The organism is Pseudobutyrivibrio sp. MD2005 (assembly GCF_000621865.1).
Taxonomy (GTDB): Bacteria; Bacillota; Clostridia; order Lachnospirales; family Lachnospiraceae; genus Pseudobutyrivibrio.
The window spans coordinates 19,185-38,245 of record NZ_JHXE01000020.1; the positions used below are offsets into that span (position 1 = coordinate 19,185).

Here is a 19,061-nt window from a genome sequence, read left to right on the forward strand (position 1 = left end):
AATATTATTTTTACCACATTGAATCAAATGCATCATAGATTGCATTTTGAGTCATCTCTGTAACTAAATCTACAGCCTTGTTGTAACCAATTGCTACAATGATAAATGTAATTACAACTGTAACAATGACAAATACATTGATTGCCTTTGTATTAGAGTTCTTAATAATTGTCTTAAATGCAAGGAATGAATAGATAGTATCTACTACTAACCAAATGATAGCAACTGCAATCTCTCCTACTGGGAATGCCATCTTTGCAAATAAGAAAATAACTAATACAAAAACAATACCAGGAATAGTTGTAACTGAAAATAATGATAATGCGTTAACAAATGTACCTTCAGTATCCTTTGTTAAGTATGCAAAAAGAGCATATACTACCTTAATAGCAACAAGTCCAGCTGTTACTCCCAAACCAATAAGGAATGGTGAATCAGCATACTCCATTAATAAGCTAATGAATAATAATGAAAATGCTGTAAAGATTCCTAAGATAACAAACTCTGCTATCTGTGATGTAGATGTGTAAACCTCTTCAAAAAGCTCTACAGGAGCTGTGAAGAATTTCTTGCATACATCAACAAGCTCTGTACCAACATTTGTTGCTACAGCCTTTGCTGCCTCTGCTGTCTGATTTGGAGCTACGTTTACTGGCTGAGCTGCCTGTGCCCCTTCTGTTGCCTGTGGCTGTGGATTAGCTGCTGCAGCTTGTGCTGCCTGTGCTCCCTCACAGCTACATGTCTGTCCATCTTCTAATTGCGAACCGCAATACTTACAAAATGCCATTTTAAATCCTCCCTTTGATTTATTATTATAGCTTTAAATATTTTCGCAAATCTTAGAAAAAAAAGCAACAAATTACATCAATATTTTTATCTATTGCGCAGAAATATTTAAATGTATAAAATTATTTTGGTAGTTAATCAATAATAATCACATATGGGAGGTTCATATGAGTAAAAAAGGTTTTATTGCAGAATTTAAAGAATTTATTTTACGCGGAAATGTAATGGATATGGCAGTCGGTGTTATCGTAGGTGGCGCTTTCACAGCCATCGTAACATCACTCAACGAAGATATCCTTACACCAATCTTAGGAATCTTTGGTGGCACCGACTTTTCAGAACTCAAGGTTAAGCTTGGCTCAGGCGAAGCAGCCCCTGTTCTTACATACGGCAATTTCATCACAGCCATCATCAACTTCCTCATTACAGCACTTGTAATCTTCTTAATTATCAAGGCTATAAACAGAGGTTCAGAAAGAGCAGCCGCATTATTAAAGCGCAACAAGGAAGAAGCCGAAGCTGCAGCTCCTACCGAAAAAGACTGCCCATATTGCTTCAGCAAAATCCACATCAAGGCAACTCGTTGCCCACACTGCACAGCCCAGCTATAAAAGCCCCAAATACTGTCCCCATTCACAGCTACTTTCGTACAGACGAGGCCCGCATCCACGCCGTAGCCGGCCTTATGCAGGGGCTTGCATTGCATGAATATTGCGTTTTTCTAATGGACCATTTATGCATCTTTATTTACATGTGTCTTTTGCAGGCCTGTACAATTTTGAAAAAAGTTTTTGGGTGGCGGACACACAGCATAATATTATTTGTACTTCTTAGACTGAGGGGAACTTGGTTGATTTTGAAGTGCGCTTAGTAACATAAAAGCAGGTTTTGCAATATATAAGCATGCGCTGCCACGGACGGCAGCGCAAGTGGTCACTTAAAACACGATGTTGAATGTGCCACGGTGATTATATATGCAAAACCTGCTTTGTTATGTTACTTAGCAAACGTAATATGAAACCAAGTGCCCTCAGCCTGAGAAGTACATAAAAAACTTCAGTGTCCGCCACCTGAAAAACATTTTTCAAAATGGTTCATTCCGCAACAAGACACATGTGCGATGCATAAATTTGGTCCATAAGAAAAACAGCAATATTCGCAAAATCGCAAGCCCCTGCATAAGGCCGGCTACGCCGTGGGTGCGGGCAGGCCACTACAATAAAACTGTGAATGGGGACAAAAAATAAAAGCCAGCTTGCGGTCTGCAAACTGGCTTTCTATAACTGATTCTTTGTGTGTTCTAGTTTTTTGATTTGCCTTCTAATTCGGTGATTTTCAAATAATGTCTTAAATAATTTAACTTTGAAGATTAATACTTTCATAACTACTACCTCTCATTCTCACTGATATGTTGCTTATTATGTGAACAATTAGTGAATTACAACTTAAATGTAGCATTATGTGGTCTTAATCTCAACTACTTGGCATAATCATCCATATTTTGGCAAGAAGTTAATTTCTTCACTTTCTGTTATTTTTGGTGAAGAGCTGTTGCTATGGATACTCCCACAAGTTCATTGTATGGGATAATCGTAGCCTGTAGGGCGTGATACAAATCTGACTTGCCTGGCCATACAGTTGTAAGAAGATTATTGTGTTCGTCTAATTGATGGAACCATGAACCATTTTTGTGGTCGAGAACCTTCTCATCTAAGTACTGCATAAAGGCAGCGTAGTCTTTTTTGTATTTCACGTTTCCTGTAACATTGTATAAAACAGCTGATGCATTAATGGCTTCAGCAAGTGTCCAATGCATTCTGTCGTGCACAACAGGCTTGCCAGACCAATCAGTGGTGTAGCATATTCCAGGTGCCCCATCTGCGTTCCAGCCATCTTCTACGGCTCTGTTGTATAGCTTTTCAGCTATCTTGATGTAGTCTTTGGCGTTTTCGTTGTCTGGGTCTTGGTATGTGGATACGGCCCACTGGGTGATAAGTCGTGACCATTCAATTCCATGCCCAGGTGTTGCACCATAAGGCTTAAATTGGTCGTCCGGACGATCCTTGTTGCATTCCAAATCTGGCTTCCAGTCACTTGTGAAATGCTCTGGAATTCTCCAATCATTATCTCTGGCCCATCCTACTATATGGGATATGATACGGCCAGCCCTTACACGGTAGTTTTCGTCGTCCATAGCATCTGCAGCTGCAAGAAAAGCCTCTACAGTGTGCATGTTGGCATTGATGCCTCTGTAATCATCAAGTACTTTAAAGTCTGTATCCCAAGTGTCTACTGAAAGACCGAGTTCATCATCCCAAAAGAACTTATCGTATATACGAAGTGCATCCTTTAGTAATTCTTTGGCGCCTGGGCGACCAGCAAGCATTGCAGATGATGCCGCAAGGATTACAAATGCATGTGCATAGCATTGTTTGCCAGGCAGTATGCCTCCATCTGCTGTGACACCTGCATACCATCCTCCATGTTCAGTGTCATGCAGCTCACCAGTAAGGCCCTTTAAAGCTGCATCAGCAAGCTCCTCGCTGCCCTCATGTCCAAGCATTGTTCCAAGACTGTACACATGGCACATTCGGCTTGTAATCCAGGTCTCACGAGGCCTATCTTTCCATGGTGTTCCATCATCCCCCAAATAATAAGAGCCTCCGCCAGGCGAAGGAAATCTGTGTCCAAAGGACAGCAGATTATTCCTAATCTCCCTAACAAAGGCTTTATTTTCTGCGGAATTCAATTCATATTTACCCATGCCATCCCCCTTTCGCATGTTAATCAATGATTCCTATTTTTTTCAACCCATAATATATTCCATCAGCTTCATTGCTAAAGGTTACGTTTTTAATTCGAGCCTTCAGCTCCTCTGGTGCATTCTCCATTAAAAAAGGGGTTCCCACAGTTTCAAGCATTTCCAAATCATTGTAGTGATCCCCAAATGCAACTGCATCTTTAATATTAATATCCCATTTATTACAAATAAATTCAATACTCTTTCCTTTAGAAATTCCTTTATTCATAATTTCTATGAGTATGTCTGACGAGCGCACTATTGAAAGACATGGGAATTTGTTTTTCAAAGCTTCTTCTATCTCATCAGTTTTGTCAGGATTGCACATGCACAGTAGCTTTCCAACATCTACTCCATCGGCAAGCATATCAACATTGCCCTCGGTGGCTTCAGCTTCCACAATGCTTTCCTCTAAAGCTACTCGTGCATCTGCCCTATTATTCACAATCCATGAATCCATAGAATAGATATTCCACGTGCAATCAAAATTTTCAGCTTCAAGGAATGTAATTATTGCTCTGGCTGTTTCCTTCGAAAATCCATTTGAATAGATAATTTGTCCATCACCATCAATCATCAGTGCCCCGCTATAACAAACGATAGGACAGACAAATTTATATCTTTCAAATATTGGATATACACCAGAAGGACCTCTTGCAGTCACAATTACAAAGGGAATATCCTTGCTCTGCAAACTCTTGATTGCTTCACGTGTACTATCAAGCATTCTATGTTTATTATTTAATAATGTACCATCTACATCACAAAATACGATTCGTTTCATCAACCTCACCTTGTAGATGCTAATGCCTTTACATCATCAAGCTGTGGCATCACTCTGAGAGCACCTTTAACTCTTGTAATAAGAGATGCGGCAGCATTAGCTGTTGTTAACATTTCTTTAAGTTTCGCTTCATCTAAATTATCAACACCGTACTGTAACAAATAGTGGATAACAGTACCGCAGAATGTGTCACCTGCGCCAGTTGTCTCGATTGTTTCATCTGAAAGGAATGGAGCAACTTCAACGATTACTTCGTCCTTGCCCTCTGGCTTGTAATAAGCACGACTTCCATCTTTGCCCATAGACACAGTAATAAGAGGAATATTGAACTTCTCACGAATCTTGTGTACGCCTGCTGTAAAGTCCTCTTCGCCTGTAAGCCACTGAATCTCATTATCAGAAATCTTAAGGTAATCACAATATTCCATTCCCTTGAGAATCTGCTCTTTTGCTTCATCAAGACTGTTCCATAATGGCTCTCTTAAGTTAGGGTCAAATGTGATAACAGCTCCATTCTTCTTAGCTTCCTCAAGTGCAAATAAAGTAGCCTCTCTTGGCATTTCGTGAGTCATTGAAAGTGTTCCAAAATGGAAAATCTTTGTATTTGCAATTGTCTTTGGATCGATTTCATCCTTGCGAAGCATCATATCTGCGCCTGGATTTCTGTAGAAAGAAAAATCTCTATCGCCATCTGGGAATGTCTCTACAAATGCTAATGTAGTGTGTACGTCCTTATCCATCTTAAGATTGTCTGTCATGATACCAACTTCCTCAAGTGTTCCCTTGAGCTTGCGGCCAAACATATCATCTCCAACCTTACCAATAAAACCAACGCTATGTCCAAATCTCTTTAACATAGCAAGTACATTACATGGGGCCCCACCTGGATTAGCCTCAAACATACTATTTCCCTGTGCTGAAACTCCATTGTTTGTCATGTCAATTAAGAGCTCGCCTAAAGCTACAACATCAATTGTTTTTTCCAAAATTAATATTCCTCCTTAATATATATAAAGGGCAGTGTTTTTGCCACTGCCCCCATTATAACAAAGATTATGAAGAAGAAGTTACTTTAATAGTTCCATTCTTGAAGGATCGTTTGCAAATACTTCCTTTGCATTGTCCTTTGTAACAACTACTGGTGGAAGCTCATAGATAGGTACATCAATTACACCATTGTTTGTTGTTACGTCTGTTGAAGGCATTCCGTTACCTGCCTGAAGTGAATCGATGATTTCGATTGTCTCAGCTACAAGGTCCTCTGTTGGCTTTGCAACTGTTGAGTACTGACGTCCCTGCCATACCCATTCAACTGACTCGTTCTCAGCATCAAGACCAGAAACAACTGGGATGTCCTGACCTGCGTTCTCGCATGCTGTGATACAAGCTCTAGCAATACCATCGTTAGGGCAAAGAACACCATCGATATCCTTATCTGAGTAGTTACCAGCAAGGAGTGAATCCATTCTCTGCTGAGCCTTAGCATTGTCCCAATCCTGTGTAGCGCACTGTGTGAAATCTGTCTGACCAGATACAACTACAAGTGTTCCGTCATCAATCTTTGGCTGAAGAACTGACATAGCACCCTTGAAGAAGTTAGGAGCGTTAGGATCAGCTGGGCCGCCGCCAAAGAGCTCGATGTTGTAAGGAGCCTCACCCTTCTGCTCCTCAAGACCCTGTAATAAAGCCTGTGCCTGAAGTTCACCAGTCTTTACAGAACCGAACTGAACTACACCATCAACACCTGATGTGTTCTCAAGAAGACGGTCATAACCGATTACGTATACGCCAGCTTCTTTAGCCTGCTCAAGTACAGAACCAAGCTGTGATCCATCAACAGGACCTACAACGATAACCTTAGCACCGTTCTCAATCATTGACTCAATCTGCTGTTGCTGCTGAGTTACCTTCTGGTCAGCTGCCTGTACGATTGGATTGTAGCCAGCATCTGTAAGCTGTGCTGTAAACATTTCCTCAGCCTCTTTCCAGTTCTGAGTTCCTAACCATGGAAGAGATACACCGATTGTTGCACCCTCCTCGAATCCTGGCATATCAGCAGTTGTAGCAGCACCATCAGTTGTCTGCTCTGTAGCTGTCTGATCGTCAGTTGTCGCTGTGTCAGTAGTTCCCTCTCTGCTGCCCCCGCAGCCTGCAAATGTAGTAGCCATCATTGTTGCTACCATTGCCATTGACAAAAGCGTTCTTTTTTTCATTTTCCTTCCTCCTTGTTTTTGCACTTACGTGCTTTTTAACTTTTTTATATAAGGCGCAGCGCACTGCGGCCATGCCTTCTAAAAATTAGTTTGCAGATTTTGCTTCTTTACCCCCAAATAATCTGCCAATGATTGAGCTCTTTCCGCTCTTCTTGTTGTATACATCAAATGCAACTGCTGCAAGAAGTACAAATCCTTTGATAACCTGTGTCTTATCAGCACCTACACCCATAAGCATAAGTCCGTTGTTAAGAACAGCCATTACAAGACCACCGACGATAGTTGCAAGAATTGTTCCAACACCACCTGATACTGCAGCACCACCAATGAATACTGATGCGATTGCGTCCATTTCCCAAGATGTACCATCAGCAGGACCTGCTGCTGTTGAACGACCTACGAAAAGGATACCTGCGATTGCTGCAAGTAATGACATGTTTACCATTGTAAGGAAATATGTCATTTTAACATTTACACCTGAAAGAGCTGCTGCTGCTTTGTTACCACCTACTGCATATACGTGACGTCCAAACTTTGTACGCTGTGTAATGATGTGATAGATGATTGTAAGTAAAAGTAAGATAAGTCCTGGTACTGGGAAGGATGTGCCTACACGTCCTGAACCAAATAACCATGTGAAATATCCAATTAAAACTGTCATAAGAGCGATTCTAACAACTACTGCCCAGAATGGATCTTTTGAGCCTGAGCCATTGTCTGAATGCTTGTATTTCTTAAGCTGTGCTACTACGTAACAAACAATACCGATAATACCAAGTAAAAGAGTTGAGTTGTTCATTCCTGTGAATGCTGGGCCCCATTCTGGTAAGTATCCAGAACCAAACCACTTAAGCTGCTCTGGTGCAGGAACTGAAATTGAATGTGAAATCCAAATAACACCACCTCTGAAGATCATCATACCACCAAGTGTTGTGATGAATCCTGGGATACCAAGCTGTGCCAAGAAAAATCCATGCCATGCACCAGCTAAGATACCAATTGCGATTGCGATAAGAACTGCTACCCACCATGGAACATTGTAGTTCTTAGCAACCAGTGCCATAACCATTCCTGAGAAACCGGCTACAGAACCAACTGACAAGTCGATCTGACCAATAACAATTACCATTAACATTCCGAGAGCTAATACAAGTACGTATGCGTTACCTGAAAGCAAGTTCTGGAAGTTTGATGATGTAAGCATTCTTCCACCAGAAATGATATTGAATATAATAATCAGCGCAGCTAACGCAACAACCATAGTGTATTGACGAAGGTCTCCGCCCAATACCTGTTTAATGTATTTCATAATTTATTCCATCCTTTCATATCCACGTATTAGTTTGAAGTGATTGTCATCTTCTTCATCAAGCCTTCCTGATTTGCTTCGCTTGCTGCGAGCTCACCAGTGATAGTACCTTCAAAAATTGTATAAATTCTATCAGCCATACCTAAAAGCTCTGGTAATTCAGATGATACTAAAATTACAGCTTTTCCATCATCAGCTAACTGATGAATGAGTTTGTAAATCTCATATTTTGCACCTACGTCAATTCCTCGAGTAGGCTCGTCAAGAATCAGAATATCAGGTTCTGTGAACATCCATTTTGATAAAACAACCTTCTGCTGATTACCACCTGAAAGAGTAGTAACACCAGCTTCGATATTTGCTGTCTTAATCTTTAATGATTTTCTGTATTCTTCAGCTGCTCTCTTTTCATCATTCAAATCTAAAAGACCATTTTTTGTAATCTTATCTAGATCTGCGGATACAACTGTTGTTCTAATGGAATCTAAAAGATTTAATCCTAAATTCTTTCTATCCTCAGGAACATATGCAATACCGTTTTTAATAGCCGCTTCAACGGATGTAAGCTTTACCTCGCGGCCCTTAATCTTTATCTGACCACTTCTGTAGATTCCATAGTTTCTACCGAAGATTGAACGCATAAGCTCTGTTCTTCCGGCACCCATAAGACCTGCGAATCCAACGATTTCTCCAGCTCTTACATTGAAGCTTGCATTCTTGCAAAGCATTCTGCCTTCAACATCAGGATCTTCAACGTTCCAATTTGATACCTCAAATATTACGTCACCAATCTTTGGCTGATGTTCTGGATAACGGTTTTCGATTGAACGACCAACCATGGCTTTGATGATTTTGTCCTCATCAACCTTTCCAGCTTCTACATCATAGCTCTCAACTGTGTGTCCATCTCTGATAACCGTAACAGCATCAGAAACAGCTGCGATTTCGTTAAGCTTATGAGAAATCATGATACATGTGATTCCCTTGTTCTTAAGCTCAACCATAAGGTTAAGAAGATTCTCTGAATCTGCCTCATTTAAAGCTGATGTTGGCTCATCAAGAATAAGAAGCTTAACATTCTTTGAAAGTGCCTTAGCAATTTCAACAAGCTGCTGTTGTCCAACACCAAGATGCTTTATAAGGATGTCTGGGTTAATTGAAAGACCAACCTTCTGAAGTATTTCATAGGTTCTTCTTTTTTCTTCACCCCAATCAATTAATCCTCTGTTTGCAATCTCGTTACCCATAAAGATGTTCTCTGTAATGGATAATTCAGGAATCATTGTCAACTCCTGGTGGATAATTGCGATTCCAGCACTTTCTGACTCCTTGATGTTTTTGAACTTCATCTCAGCGCCCTTGTAGATGATTTTTCCATCATAAGTGCCGTAAGGATATACTCCAGACAAAACCTTCATCAGTGTAGATTTACCTGCACCATTCTCACCGCATATAGCATGTATAGTGCCTTCCTTCACTGAGAGGTTGACATCATCTAGTGCCTTAACACCTGGAAATTCTTTTGTAATCCCTTGCATCTGTAGGATAAAAGAATTATTCTCCATATTTGTATTACCTCCCTTATATATATACCTGTGCTTTAGTTTGAAACTAAATATTCACTTGGTTTCCTAAGAACTCTATCAGTGGCAATTGCCGCTGCCCCATATAATGTAGGATCAATACTTAATGTTGATATCTCAATTTTGACCCTGTTATGTATCTCTGGTATTGTTCGCTCTTCAACAATCTTTTTGACTGTTGGAAGTATCAGCTCATCTCCCTTCGAAATACTATCTCCTATTACTATTATTTCTGGATCATATGCGTTGATTAATGTTACACAACCCAGCCCTATATAGAATGCTATTTCTTCAACTAGCTTTTTAGCTTTTTCATTACCTTCTCTGGCCGCTTCAAAAACACGGTCACAAGCCTCAACTCTGTTTTTGTATTTTTCATTGAAAAGTTCTGGTAATTCCTCACCGGCTCTTTTCAGAAATGCCATTGTGGAACAATAAAGCTCTAAGCACCCTTTATTACCACATTCACAAGGCAATCCATTGTAATCAATGCTGATATGACCAACCTCACTGGCAATTCCCTGATTTCCCATAAGCAAGCTGTCGTGATCAACAACTCCTGAACCAACGCCTTCGCCTACAAGGAAATATGTAAGTGATGATAATGGTCTGCCATGATTACCGAACCACCATTCTGCAAGTGCTCCTGCATTGGCATCCTGCTCAATAAACACTGGTTTATCAAATTCATTCTTTAATTCATCAATGAAGTTGATGTTATGCCAGCTTGGCATTCTTGTTACCATCGCAATTCGGCCTTCTTTTCTAAGATACGGCCCCGGAAGTGCTAAGCCTATAGCAACAACATTGGAATACTCATCTAAAAGCTTTTGAATCTGGTCTTTCATCTGGCTAAGTACCTTACCCGCATTCTCGTCAAGACCAAATTCTGTCTCGCTTTGTGTGTAAAGCTTTCCAGATATATCAAACACGCCTATTGCAAAAACATGTCTTGCAAACTTAACCCCTATAACAAGATTTTTTTCTGCATTAAGTCGTATTCCTATTGAACGTCTATTTCCACTCCCTTTTACAATACCAACCTCCGAAACAATACCCATATCTATTAGATAGCCTACAAGCTTTGTGATAGATGCTTGAGTAAGTCCCATCATCTTAGCAATCTCAGCTCTACTGCAAATTTCCTTTTGCTGAAGTATTCGAACTATTGCTGAACGATTCATCTCTGTTAAATCAGTAGTATTGTTTCCAGCAACCTCTGTTACTTTTTTCATTAAAGTCACCTCGTAATTGCTTTCAAGTGTTAATCACTTAACACTGTTAACACAATAATGCTAATTGTCTCTAGGGTCAATAGGATTTAGTACTATTTCACAATTTTTGTGAAACATATAAAAATAGGGTGTGCATTTTTTATAAAATCTCTACAATGACTGAATTTTCAGCGTTTTTCAGCATAAATAATCAATCAAATAGTCATTTCTCGCCCCAAAAATCGCTCAAATTCATTCATTTATATGGTTACTCTATGATTATTTCAATCAAAATAATCAAATCTCAATCATCAGAAATAGCATATTGCACAATTCAGCTAAAACGTAAATATGCATTTTTTAGATAATAAAAAATAGGCTACGCCTACTCAACTCCCCTGCCCCTCAATCATGAGGGGTGGGGTTTATCTCTTAGTTCTAGTCTTCTATAATTATCTTATGGGTAACATTCTTCAAGAAATATTCCTAGATAATTACGAAGAATTTATGATGACCACACATCCACGCCAGGCTGTCATTGATAATGTAAACAAGATGATTGAGTGTGGTAATCCTTCTTTTGGTGGTGCCATGTACGGATGTACAAAATGTGGCACTCTTAAATTTGTCCCTTTCAGATGTCACAGTAGATTCTGTCCCACCTGCGGAACCCAGTACTCCGCTAAACGAACTACTGCCATGTCTTTTAAACTTGTCAGAACCACTCATCGCCATTGCGTTTTCACTATCCCCGAAGAACTTAGACAATTCTTTCTTGATGACAGAGATTTGCTAAACTGTCTTTTCTCTTCTGTTCGTTCTGTAGTTTTAGAAATGTTTCATAAAGATAACAAATCTGAATGCTTTACTCCTGGTATGATTTGCGTATTACATACTTTTGGAAGAAGTCTTCAGTGGAACCCTCATATTCACTGCTTAGTAACTGAAGGTGGTGTTGGCAATAACACTGTATGGCGCCCCAAAAAGCACTTTAACTATACATATCTAAGAAATGCTTTTCGAACCGCTCTCTTGAATGAAATGGAAGGAAAAATCGGTCCTTCATTCAAGAAAACAAAAGCATATATCTACAAACACTGTGCTAATGGCTTTTATGTCTATGCAAAACCAAATCAATGTAATCCAAAACAGATTGCCAAATACATTGGCAGATATCTTGGCAGACCTGTTATCTCTACAAAACGAATAGACAGCTATAAAAATGGCATTGTTACCTATCACTATAATCGTCATGAGGATGATAAATTAATGGTAGTAAAACTTCCTGTCATTGATTTCATGAAACTCCTTGCTCAACACATACCAGAAAAGCACTTCAAACAAATCCGATACTATGGCATCTATGCCCGCAATAGGGAACAGGATCATAACATCTTAAAAGCCATACCTAAAGAAAAACATCGTTTTCTTTTGAATAAAACTAAATGGCGCAACTCCATTGCTGCAACATTTGGTTATGACCCAATTCAATGTCCTTGCTGTAAGGAAACAATGACTATACTTGAAATCAAGTATGCTCATCATTCATACACTCTACAGGAACTCTACGAAAGAGCTTGGGCTAAAGCTGGATAGGTTCCTATATCTTTCTCCAAGTGTTAAAATCATTAAAAAGCTTGGAGGTGATTCTTATTAGTAACAACAATCCTGTAGATGAAATAAGAACTAAATATATCCAAAATCCACCTGAAGGAATGACGGCATCTGACATCAAAGCTATGAGCGATGATGATTTATTAGATATGCACTATTTCCTTGAAGATGATGATTTTGATTCAGAAGATGAAGTAGGTGCAGAAGGTTTTTATATCTTCTAAGTAATACTTCTTGTTTTCATGCCCGCCTCCGCGCGGGCCTTTTTAGTTCAAGATTTCTCCGAAGGAGAAATTTCCTATAAAGTAAAAAAGAGTTTCGCTTTGCAAAACTCCAGCAGCTGGCTAAAAAAAAAAGTGCCTCGGATTACCCGAAGCACTTTTGATTAACTATTTAGTTCTCATCAACATATTTCTGAATGTTGCTTGCGTTAGCATAACGCTTAACATCATCACCATCAACAACAACTAATGTAGGAGCCTGCATAACTCCATATTTCTTTGTCATATCTACCTGCTCTTCAGCATCGATAAGGATGTAGTCCTCATCCTCAAGAATTTCCTTTGCTCTAGCACAGTTTGGACATGTCTTTGTTGTGAATAGATACTTAACACCTGTTGTAGGTTCCTCAGAGACTACCTGAAGATTAATCTGTGGCTGCTCTTTCTTTGCTGCTTCAGCCACATGCTTTTCTCCTGCACGGCGGCAAACAGAACCAGCAATATCGTAAAGCTTACGATTCTTGAACTCCTGAGTCTTGCCCTCGTTCCAGTTCTGAACTGGACGATAGTAGCCAGTGATACGGCTATAAACTTCTGCTGTCTTGCCACAGTGTGGACATGTGTAATGCTCACCTGCAATATAACCATGTTCCTTACATACAGAATATGTAGGAGACAATGTGTAATATGGAAGCTTGTAGTTTTCAGCGATCTTACGAACAAGATTTGCTGCAGATTCCCAAGTAGGAAGCTTCTCACCAATGAATGCATGGAATACAGTACCTGATGTATAGAGTGTCTGTAATTCATCCTGAACATCAAGTGCATCAAAGATATCTGATGTGTATTCTACAGGCATGTGTGAGCTGTTAGTGTAGAATGGTGTGTCACCTTCCTTACCAGCTGTGATGATATCAGGGAACTGCTCACGGTCATGCTTTGCAAAACGGTATGTTGTAGACTCTGCTGGTGTAGCCTCAAGGTTGTAAAGATCACCATACATCTCCTGATAATCAGAGAGACGCTCACGCATATGATTCAATACATCCTTTGCAAACTGCTGTGTCTTCTTGCTAGTCATATCTGCGCGAAGCCAATTTGCATTAAGACCTACTTCATTCATACCGATAAGACCGATTGTTGAGAAGTGGTTATTGAATGTTCCAAGGTATCTCTTTGTATAAGGATATAAGCCTTCATCAAGAAGCTTTGTGATAACACCACGTTTAATCTTAAGTGAACGTGCACTGATGTCCATAAGCTTATCAAGACGTGCATAGAAATCTGCCTCGTCAACAGCCTGGTAAGCAATACGTGGAAGGTTGATAGTTACAACACCTACTGAACCAGTGCTCTCACCTGAGCCAAAGAATCCACCTGACTTCTTGCGAAGCTCGCGAAGATCAAGACGAAGACGGCAGCACATAGAACGTACATCGCTTGGCTCCATATCTGAATTGATATAGTTGCTGAAATATGGTGTACCATACTTAGCTGTCATTTCGAATAATAATCTGTTGTTTTCTGTGTCAGACCAATCAAAATCACTTGTAATAGAATATGTAGGGATTGGATACTGGAATCCACGTCCGTTGGCATCACCCTCAATCATTATCTCAAGGAATGCCTTGTTAACCATATCCATTTCCTTCTTGCAGTCCTTGTATTTGAAGTCCTGCTCCTTGCCACCTACGATAGCTGGAAGTTCTGCAAGGTCGTTTGGTACAGTCCAATCCAAAGTAATATTTGAGAATGGAGCCTGTGTACCCCAACGTGAAGGTGTGTTAACACCATATATAAATGCCTCAAGGCACTTTTTAACTTCTTCGTATGAAAGATGATCAGCCTTAACAAATGGTGCAAGATATGTATCAAATGAAGAGAAAGCCTGAGCGCCTGCCCATTCATTCTGCATGATACCAAGGAAGTTTACCATCTGATTGCAAAGAACTGATAAATGCTTTGCAGGAGCTGATGTAATCTTTCCTGTAATTCCACCTAAGCCCTCTTGGATAAGCTGCTTAAGCGACCAACCTGCACAGTATCCTGTAAGCATTGAAAGATCATGAATGTGGATATCTGCATTACGGTGTGCCTGTGCAATCTCCTCATCATAAATCTCTGAAAGCCAGTAATTAGCTGTGATTGCGCCAGAGTTTGAAAGGATAAGTCCACCTACAGAATATGTAACAGTAGAATTTTCCTTTACACGCCAGTCTTCTACCTTAACATAGCTATCTACAACATTCTTGTAATCAAGAACTGTAGACTTCATGTTACGCATCTTTTCACGCTGTTTTCTATATAAAATGTATGCTTTTGCAACATCTGTATAGCCAGTCTGCTCTAAAACGTTTTCAACTGAATCCTGAATATCTTCAACTGAAATCTTTCCATCTTTAATCTTTGTCTGGAAATCTGCTGATACTCTAAGTGACAATAAGCCGATAATATCGTCATTGTATTCTTTCTTTGTAGCTTCAAAAGCCTTAGCAATGGCATCATTAATTTTACCTAAATTAAATTCAGCGATTTCTCCATCTCTTTTTACAACATCAAACAATTTTTCTCACCAATTTCCTTTCTCTAGTATCCTCAAATTGTGTCAAAAAAGGACTCCCCTTCACCTTTTTGTTGTCGCGACATTTTGTTCATCTAAGGTACTTTCGACTTGATTATATGTTATCAAAATGTAGGGTATTATTCAATGAACAAAAACTATATATAGTGTTTTTCGTCATTATTACCTAAATTTATATTTGTTATTTGAATATTTTCTAGGTAGATTTACGCTTCAACCTATACAATATTTTGTGTTTCCGCAGAAAATGGACACACTATATTTAGTGTGTCCATTTATTGTTAAATTCAGTATTTATCTGGTTTGCAGGAAGATAAGTTCCTTTGCCGCAGCCTCATCATTTGGATAATCCTCAACATATTGTGTCAAGAAATCCTTCGCTTCTGAGTACCTATCCAGCTTTTCAAGTGCTGCAACCTGTCCCTTCATAAGTTCAGCCATATTGTCTATTGAATCAAGACTCAACCCTGCTTGATAATACCCTAGAGCATTTTCATAATTGCCATTTGCCATCTCAATGTCACCAAGAGTAGCAAGTGCACCGCTAGTAACATCGTCAGATTTAGCATATTCCTCTAGCAATGCTTTAGCTGAATCATAATCTCCCTCATCCTGATAAAGCTTTGCAAGATATAACTTTGCTTCTACAATATCTTTATCCACTGCTTTTTGAAGATTTGTTTTGGCCTCTGAAGTCTTGCCAAGCATGTAGTAGATTCTTCCTTTATAATATGTGCCATTAGCACTCTTGTCTGAAATATCTAAGGCATTATTCAGATATACAAGCCCCTGATCAGTGTAACCTAGGGAATTAAGATTCTCATAAATCTGTATATATAATAGGTAGTTCTTTTTATCTACGGCAACGGCTGCATCGTAATCAGTGATAGCTTCACCAATTTCTCCCTCGCCGGCATAAATACTACCACGCAAGAAATAGGCCTCGTAATTATCCTCATCGTATCGAATTAAATAGGTGTATGTCTTAACAGCATCGTCAAAAAGACCTGCTGAATATTGTGCTGCCGCCTTGTAGTAATTGATATCTATCTCCAAGTCAGTAACTTTACCAATGGATTTGCCTAGAGCCTGATTAAATAAATCAATAGCCCCTTCATAATCTCCTGCTTCCATCGCAGCCACACCTTCGTCACGTAAGGCTACTTCTTTTTCATTATATTTACCACAACCAGCTAAACTGGATGCTATACATAAAGTTAACAGTAATGTGATTAATCGTTTTCTCATAGAAATTATTTTATCAAAGTAAGAAACCTTTGTGTAGATTAAATATTGAGTTATATTGTGTTATAATGTGACTCAAATAATAAAGGAGACTAACAATTTGGACACACACCTGTTAATTAGATTTATAGTTCTTATATTACTGTTGATTCTTTCAGCTTTCTTCTCATCAGCAGAGACAGCTCTTACCACAGTCAACAAAATCAAACTAAAAACAATGGAGGATGATGGCAACAAAAAAGCTGCCGGTGTACTAAAGGTTATCTCACGTCCTAAGAAAATGCTTTCTGCAATATTAATAGGAAACAATATCGTTAACCTATCAGCATCATCACTAGCAACAACACTTGCAATAGACATTTTTGGAAGTGTTGGGGCAGGTATTGCGACAGGTATTCTTACATTATTAATATTGATTTTTGGTGAGATTACTCCTAAATCTTTAGCCACTACCTACTCTACAAGCCTAAGTTTTGTCTTCGCACCTGTGATTGGCGGCTTGATGTGGATTCTTACTCCAGCGATTACAATCATCAACTTCCTATCAGGTCTTATCATCAGGCTGTTTGGAATTGATCCAGATTTTAAAGACGATTCTATCACTGAAGAAGAAATCAGAACCATGGTTGATGTTAGTCATAAAAATGGTGAAATTGAAGGTGACGAACGCACAATGATTCACAAAGTATTTGATTTTTCAGATGCCTGTGCGAAGGAAGTAATGATTCCACGTATTGATATGACCATGGTAGATGCTGATATTTCTTATCAGGATTTGATAACAGTCTTCAAGGAAGATATGTATACAAGAATTCCTGTATGCACTCCTGATACAGAAAGTGTTATTGGAATTGTCAACATGAAGGATTTCCTGGGACTTAATCCAGGGGATGATTTCAACATTAACAATTATATCCGCGAAGTGTATTTTACATACGAAATGAAAAACGTTTCAGATCTTTTTGATGAAATGCGCGAGGAATCTGCTACTGTTTCTATTGTTTTAGATGAATATGGCGATTTAGCCGGTATGATCACTATGGAAGATCTGCTTGAAGAAATCGTTGGTGAAATTCGAGATGAATATGACGAGGACGAAGAAGATCCTATAATCAAACTAAGTCCAAGAGAATATCAGGTCTTAGGCTCAATGAATCTTGAAGATTTGTGTGATATTATTCCTCTTGGCTTTACCAGTGAAGATTATGACACCATTGGCGGTTACATAGTAGGTGCTTTCGATCATTTTCCTAATGCAGGTGAGACTTATGTATCTGAAAACGGCGCCATAATCCGAGTGCTTTCCGTGGATAAAAAGCGTATCACAAAGCTTAGAATCAAACTACCTGCTCAAGATATTGAGCAGTAAATAAAGCAATATTTATAATTAGACCCATTGCCCCAGCGATTTGATATAGCTGCTTGCATCTAAATGCTGGTGCATGGGTTAATTTTTTTGTCTGTTTTTGCCATGCAAGATTTCCGTCACATCCAAATTCATTTACACGAGCTAATTCATGTTGCTGAAGAATGAACCATATTACACTTATTGTATTAACAACAATAAATATAACCAGACTTATTTCACTTTTCAGTTCATTATATAACGCAAGGTTAAGTCCACAGAATATTATCTTCTCAAAAAATACAATGAATCTGTTTCGAATAATAATCCCCTTCACCTCTTTAAGTGCATTTCCCCAGTTATCCACAGCGCTATTAAGCTGCTCTATTATTACATTCCTATCAAATTTCTTTATTATAGCTTCATGTGATATATAAATTGGATAGCAGCCTATCTTACTTTCTATGTATTCAAAACCTCTTGATAAATCACCATAAATCATGCCTTTGAACACAATCCGCTGCAAAGCCTTATGCTTTTTACTTCCAAGAAAGCTCATATATACATCTCTCAACAGCTTGTCTAAAGGGCTGCCCTTACGTAAAAAGTAATTAATTCGCTGTAAATAAAGCTTTCTCAGATAAAATAAGCGAGCCTCTTTAAACCATCTAAAAATAGATATGCACAACGAAATAAGCTCTGCAACAATCCACAAAGCAAAGCAATAAATAAGTGTATTAAGTTCCATAAATATTGGGAAATAGTAAAAAATAAAATAACGACACGAAAAAACGTGTCGTTATAATAGCATGATAATTAAAAAATATCAAGAATAGTAATTAGTGTGTCTGAGGTTCTGGATACTCAACACCGAAAGTCTCAACTGTAACTTTCTTCATCTTCTGCTCTGTTACTGGACGATCAGACCAATCTGTCTCTGTCTCAGCAATCTTGTTTACAACATCCATACCCTCGATAACTTTACCGAATGCAGCATAATCACCATCAAGATGTGGGCTAGTCTTGTGCATAATAAAGAACTGACTTCCAGCTGAGTTAGGCATCATTGTACGAGCCATAGATAACACGCCTGGCTCATGCTTTAAATCATTCTTGAAGCCATTGCTAGAAAACTCACCATCGATTGAATAACCAGGGCCGCCCATTCCTGTTCCATCTGGATCTCCACCCTGAAGCATAAAGCCATTGATTACTCTGTGGAAGATTACTCCATCGTAGAAATTGTGGTTAATAAGGCTGATAAAGTTGTTTACTGTGTTTGGAGCGATTTCAGGATAAAGCTCAGCTTTCATGATATCGCCATTCTCCATTTCGATTGTAACTATTGGATTCTGTGCCATTTTAA

Annotated in this window: 16 protein-coding genes; 4 read left to right on the plus strand and 12 right to left on the minus strand. The window is 39.0% G+C overall.

The genetic code is table 11. The annotated features are described in order from the left end of the window. Positions 1-10: 10 nt before the first annotated feature. Entirely contained in the window at positions 11-787 is a 777-nt protein-coding gene (locus tag T498_RS0108145) for a hypothetical protein (RefSeq protein WP_028235484.1), read from the minus strand. A gap of 166 nt (positions 788-953) precedes the next feature. On the opposite strand from T498_RS0108145, the gene mscL reads away from it, so the two are divergent. Next, positions 954-1,397, plus strand: a complete 444-nt coding sequence (mscL, locus tag T498_RS0108150) for a large conductance mechanosensitive channel protein MscL (protein ID WP_028235485.1) — start codon at positions 954-956, stop codon at positions 1,395-1,397. Positions 1,398-2,317: 920 nt separating this feature from the next. Here the strand turns inward: mscL and T498_RS0108155 are convergent. From T498_RS0108155 to T498_RS0108185, 7 genes are all read right to left on the minus strand, one after another. Next, positions 2,318-3,550 carry an AGE family epimerase/isomerase gene (locus tag T498_RS0108155; protein ID WP_155951041.1) on the minus strand — a complete coding sequence of 411 codons (1,233 nt, stop codon included), beginning with the start codon at positions 3,548-3,550 and terminating at the stop codon, positions 2,318-2,320. Positions 3,551-3,569: 19 nt separating this feature from the next. Continuing rightward, positions 3,570-4,370 carry a Cof-type HAD-IIB family hydrolase gene (locus T498_RS0108160; protein WP_028235487.1) on the minus strand — a complete coding sequence of 267 codons (801 nt, stop codon included), beginning with the start codon at positions 4,368-4,370 and terminating at the stop codon, positions 3,570-3,572. Between the two features lie 5 nt (positions 4,371-4,375). Then, entirely contained in the window at positions 4,376-5,356 is a 981-nt protein-coding gene (locus T498_RS0108165; RefSeq protein WP_028235488.1) for a carbohydrate kinase family protein, read from the minus strand. 81 nt (positions 5,357-5,437) lie between these two features. After that, the gene (locus tag T498_RS0108170) at positions 5,438-6,583 is read right to left on the minus strand and encodes a substrate-binding domain-containing protein (RefSeq protein WP_028235489.1); all 1,146 of its coding nucleotides are present in this window, start codon (positions 6,581-6,583) and stop codon (positions 5,438-5,440) included. An 85-nt stretch (positions 6,584-6,668) separates the two neighbouring features. Then, positions 6,669-7,892: a sugar ABC transporter permease gene (locus T498_RS15320; RefSeq protein ID WP_036978170.1), complete on the minus strand. Its 1,224-nt coding sequence runs from the start codon at positions 7,890-7,892 to the stop codon at positions 6,669-6,671. A 29-nt stretch (positions 7,893-7,921) separates the two neighbouring features. Further along, entirely contained in the window at positions 7,922-9,457 is a 1,536-nt protein-coding gene (gene mmsA / locus T498_RS0108180) for a multiple monosaccharide ABC transporter ATP-binding protein (RefSeq protein WP_028235490.1), read from the minus strand. A 35-nt stretch (positions 9,458-9,492) separates the two neighbouring features. Further along, positions 9,493-10,710, minus strand: coding sequence for an ROK family transcriptional regulator (locus tag T498_RS0108185; RefSeq protein WP_028235491.1), 1,218 nt, complete (start codon positions 10,708-10,710; stop codon positions 9,493-9,495). A gap of 438 nt (positions 10,711-11,148) precedes the next feature. Here T498_RS0108185 and T498_RS0108190 point away from each other — a divergent pair, with 438 nt between their 5' ends. Both T498_RS0108190 and T498_RS0108195 read left to right on the plus strand, forming a co-directional pair. Beyond that, positions 11,149-12,285: an IS91 family transposase gene (locus T498_RS0108190; RefSeq protein ID WP_036978174.1), complete on the plus strand. Its 1,137-nt coding sequence runs from the start codon at positions 11,149-11,151 to the stop codon at positions 12,283-12,285. Positions 12,286-12,332: 47 nt separating this feature from the next. Further along, the gene (locus tag T498_RS0108195) at positions 12,333-12,527 is read left to right on the plus strand and encodes a hypothetical protein (protein ID WP_028235493.1); all 195 of its coding nucleotides are present in this window, start codon (positions 12,333-12,335) and stop codon (positions 12,525-12,527) included. 169 nt (positions 12,528-12,696) lie between these two features. On the opposite strand, the gene T498_RS0108200 is transcribed toward T498_RS0108195, so the two are convergent. Next, entirely contained in the window at positions 12,697-15,087 is a 2,391-nt protein-coding gene (locus T498_RS0108200) for a ribonucleoside triphosphate reductase (protein WP_028235494.1), read from the minus strand. A gap of 312 nt (positions 15,088-15,399) precedes the next feature. Then, positions 15,400-16,353: a tetratricopeptide repeat protein gene (locus T498_RS15325; RefSeq protein WP_036978186.1), complete on the minus strand. Its 954-nt coding sequence runs from the start codon at positions 16,351-16,353 to the stop codon at positions 15,400-15,402. Between the two features lie 97 nt (positions 16,354-16,450). On the opposite strand from T498_RS15325, the gene T498_RS0108210 reads away from it, so the two are divergent. Then, positions 16,451-17,719 carry an HlyC/CorC family transporter gene (locus tag T498_RS0108210; protein WP_028235495.1) on the plus strand — a complete coding sequence of 423 codons (1,269 nt, stop codon included), beginning with the start codon at positions 16,451-16,453 and terminating at the stop codon, positions 17,717-17,719. Here the strand turns inward: T498_RS0108210 and T498_RS0108215 are convergent. Together T498_RS0108215 and T498_RS0108220 are read right to left on the minus strand one after the other, a co-directional pair. Next, on the minus strand, positions 17,688-18,254 hold the full coding sequence (locus T498_RS0108215; protein ID WP_028235496.1) for a hypothetical protein: 567 nt from the start codon (positions 18,252-18,254) through the stop codon (positions 17,688-17,690). The two genes, T498_RS0108210 and T498_RS0108215, sit on opposite strands and share 32 nt — an antisense overlap. A 280-nt stretch (positions 18,255-18,534) precedes the next feature. Continuing rightward, positions 18,535-19,056: a peptidylprolyl isomerase gene (locus T498_RS0108220; protein ID WP_028235497.1), complete on the minus strand. Its 522-nt coding sequence runs from the start codon at positions 19,054-19,056 to the stop codon at positions 18,535-18,537. Positions 19,057-19,061: the final 5 nt, after the last annotated feature.

What these genes read in the sequence shown, in the direction of transcription:
- T498_RS0108145 (WP_028235484.1), bottom strand. Translation starts at nt 787, where the DNA reads ATGGCATTTTGTAAGTATTGCGGTTCGCAATTAGAAGATGGACAGACA.
- mscL (WP_028235485.1), top strand. Translation starts at nt 954, where the DNA reads ATGAGTAAAAAAGGTTTTATTGCAGAATTTAAAGAATTTATTTTACGC.
- T498_RS0108155 (WP_155951041.1), bottom strand. Translation starts at nt 3,550, where the DNA reads ATGGGTAAATATGAATTGAATTCCGCAGAAAATAAAGCCTTTGTTAGG.
- T498_RS0108160 (WP_028235487.1), bottom strand. Translation starts at nt 4,370, where the DNA reads ATGAAACGAATCGTATTTTGTGATGTAGATGGTACATTATTAAATAAT.
- T498_RS0108170 (WP_028235489.1), bottom strand. Translation starts at nt 6,583, where the DNA reads ATGAAAAAAAGAACGCTTTTGTCAATGGCAATGGTAGCAACAATGATG.
- T498_RS15320 (WP_036978170.1), bottom strand. Translation starts at nt 7,892, where the DNA reads ATGAAATACATTAAACAGGTATTGGGCGGAGACCTTCGTCAATACACT.
- mmsA (WP_028235490.1), bottom strand. Translation starts at nt 9,457, where the DNA reads ATGGAGAATAATTCTTTTATCCTACAGATGCAAGGGATTACAAAAGAA.
- T498_RS0108185 (WP_028235491.1), bottom strand. Translation starts at nt 10,710, where the DNA reads ATGAAAAAAGTAACAGAGGTTGCTGGAAACAATACTACTGATTTAACA.
- T498_RS0108190 (WP_036978174.1), top strand. Translation starts at nt 11,149, where the DNA reads ATGGGTAACATTCTTCAAGAAATATTCCTAGATAATTACGAAGAATTT.
- T498_RS15325 (WP_036978186.1), bottom strand. Translation starts at nt 16,353, where the DNA reads ATGAGAAAACGATTAATCACATTACTGTTAACTTTATGTATAGCATCC.
- T498_RS0108215 (WP_028235496.1), bottom strand. Translation starts at nt 18,254, where the DNA reads ATGAGCTTTCTTGGAAGTAAAAAGCATAAGGCTTTGCAGCGGATTGTG.
- T498_RS0108220 (WP_028235497.1), bottom strand. Translation starts at nt 19,056, where the DNA reads ATGGCACAGAATCCAATAGTTACAATCGAAATGGAGAATGGCGATATC.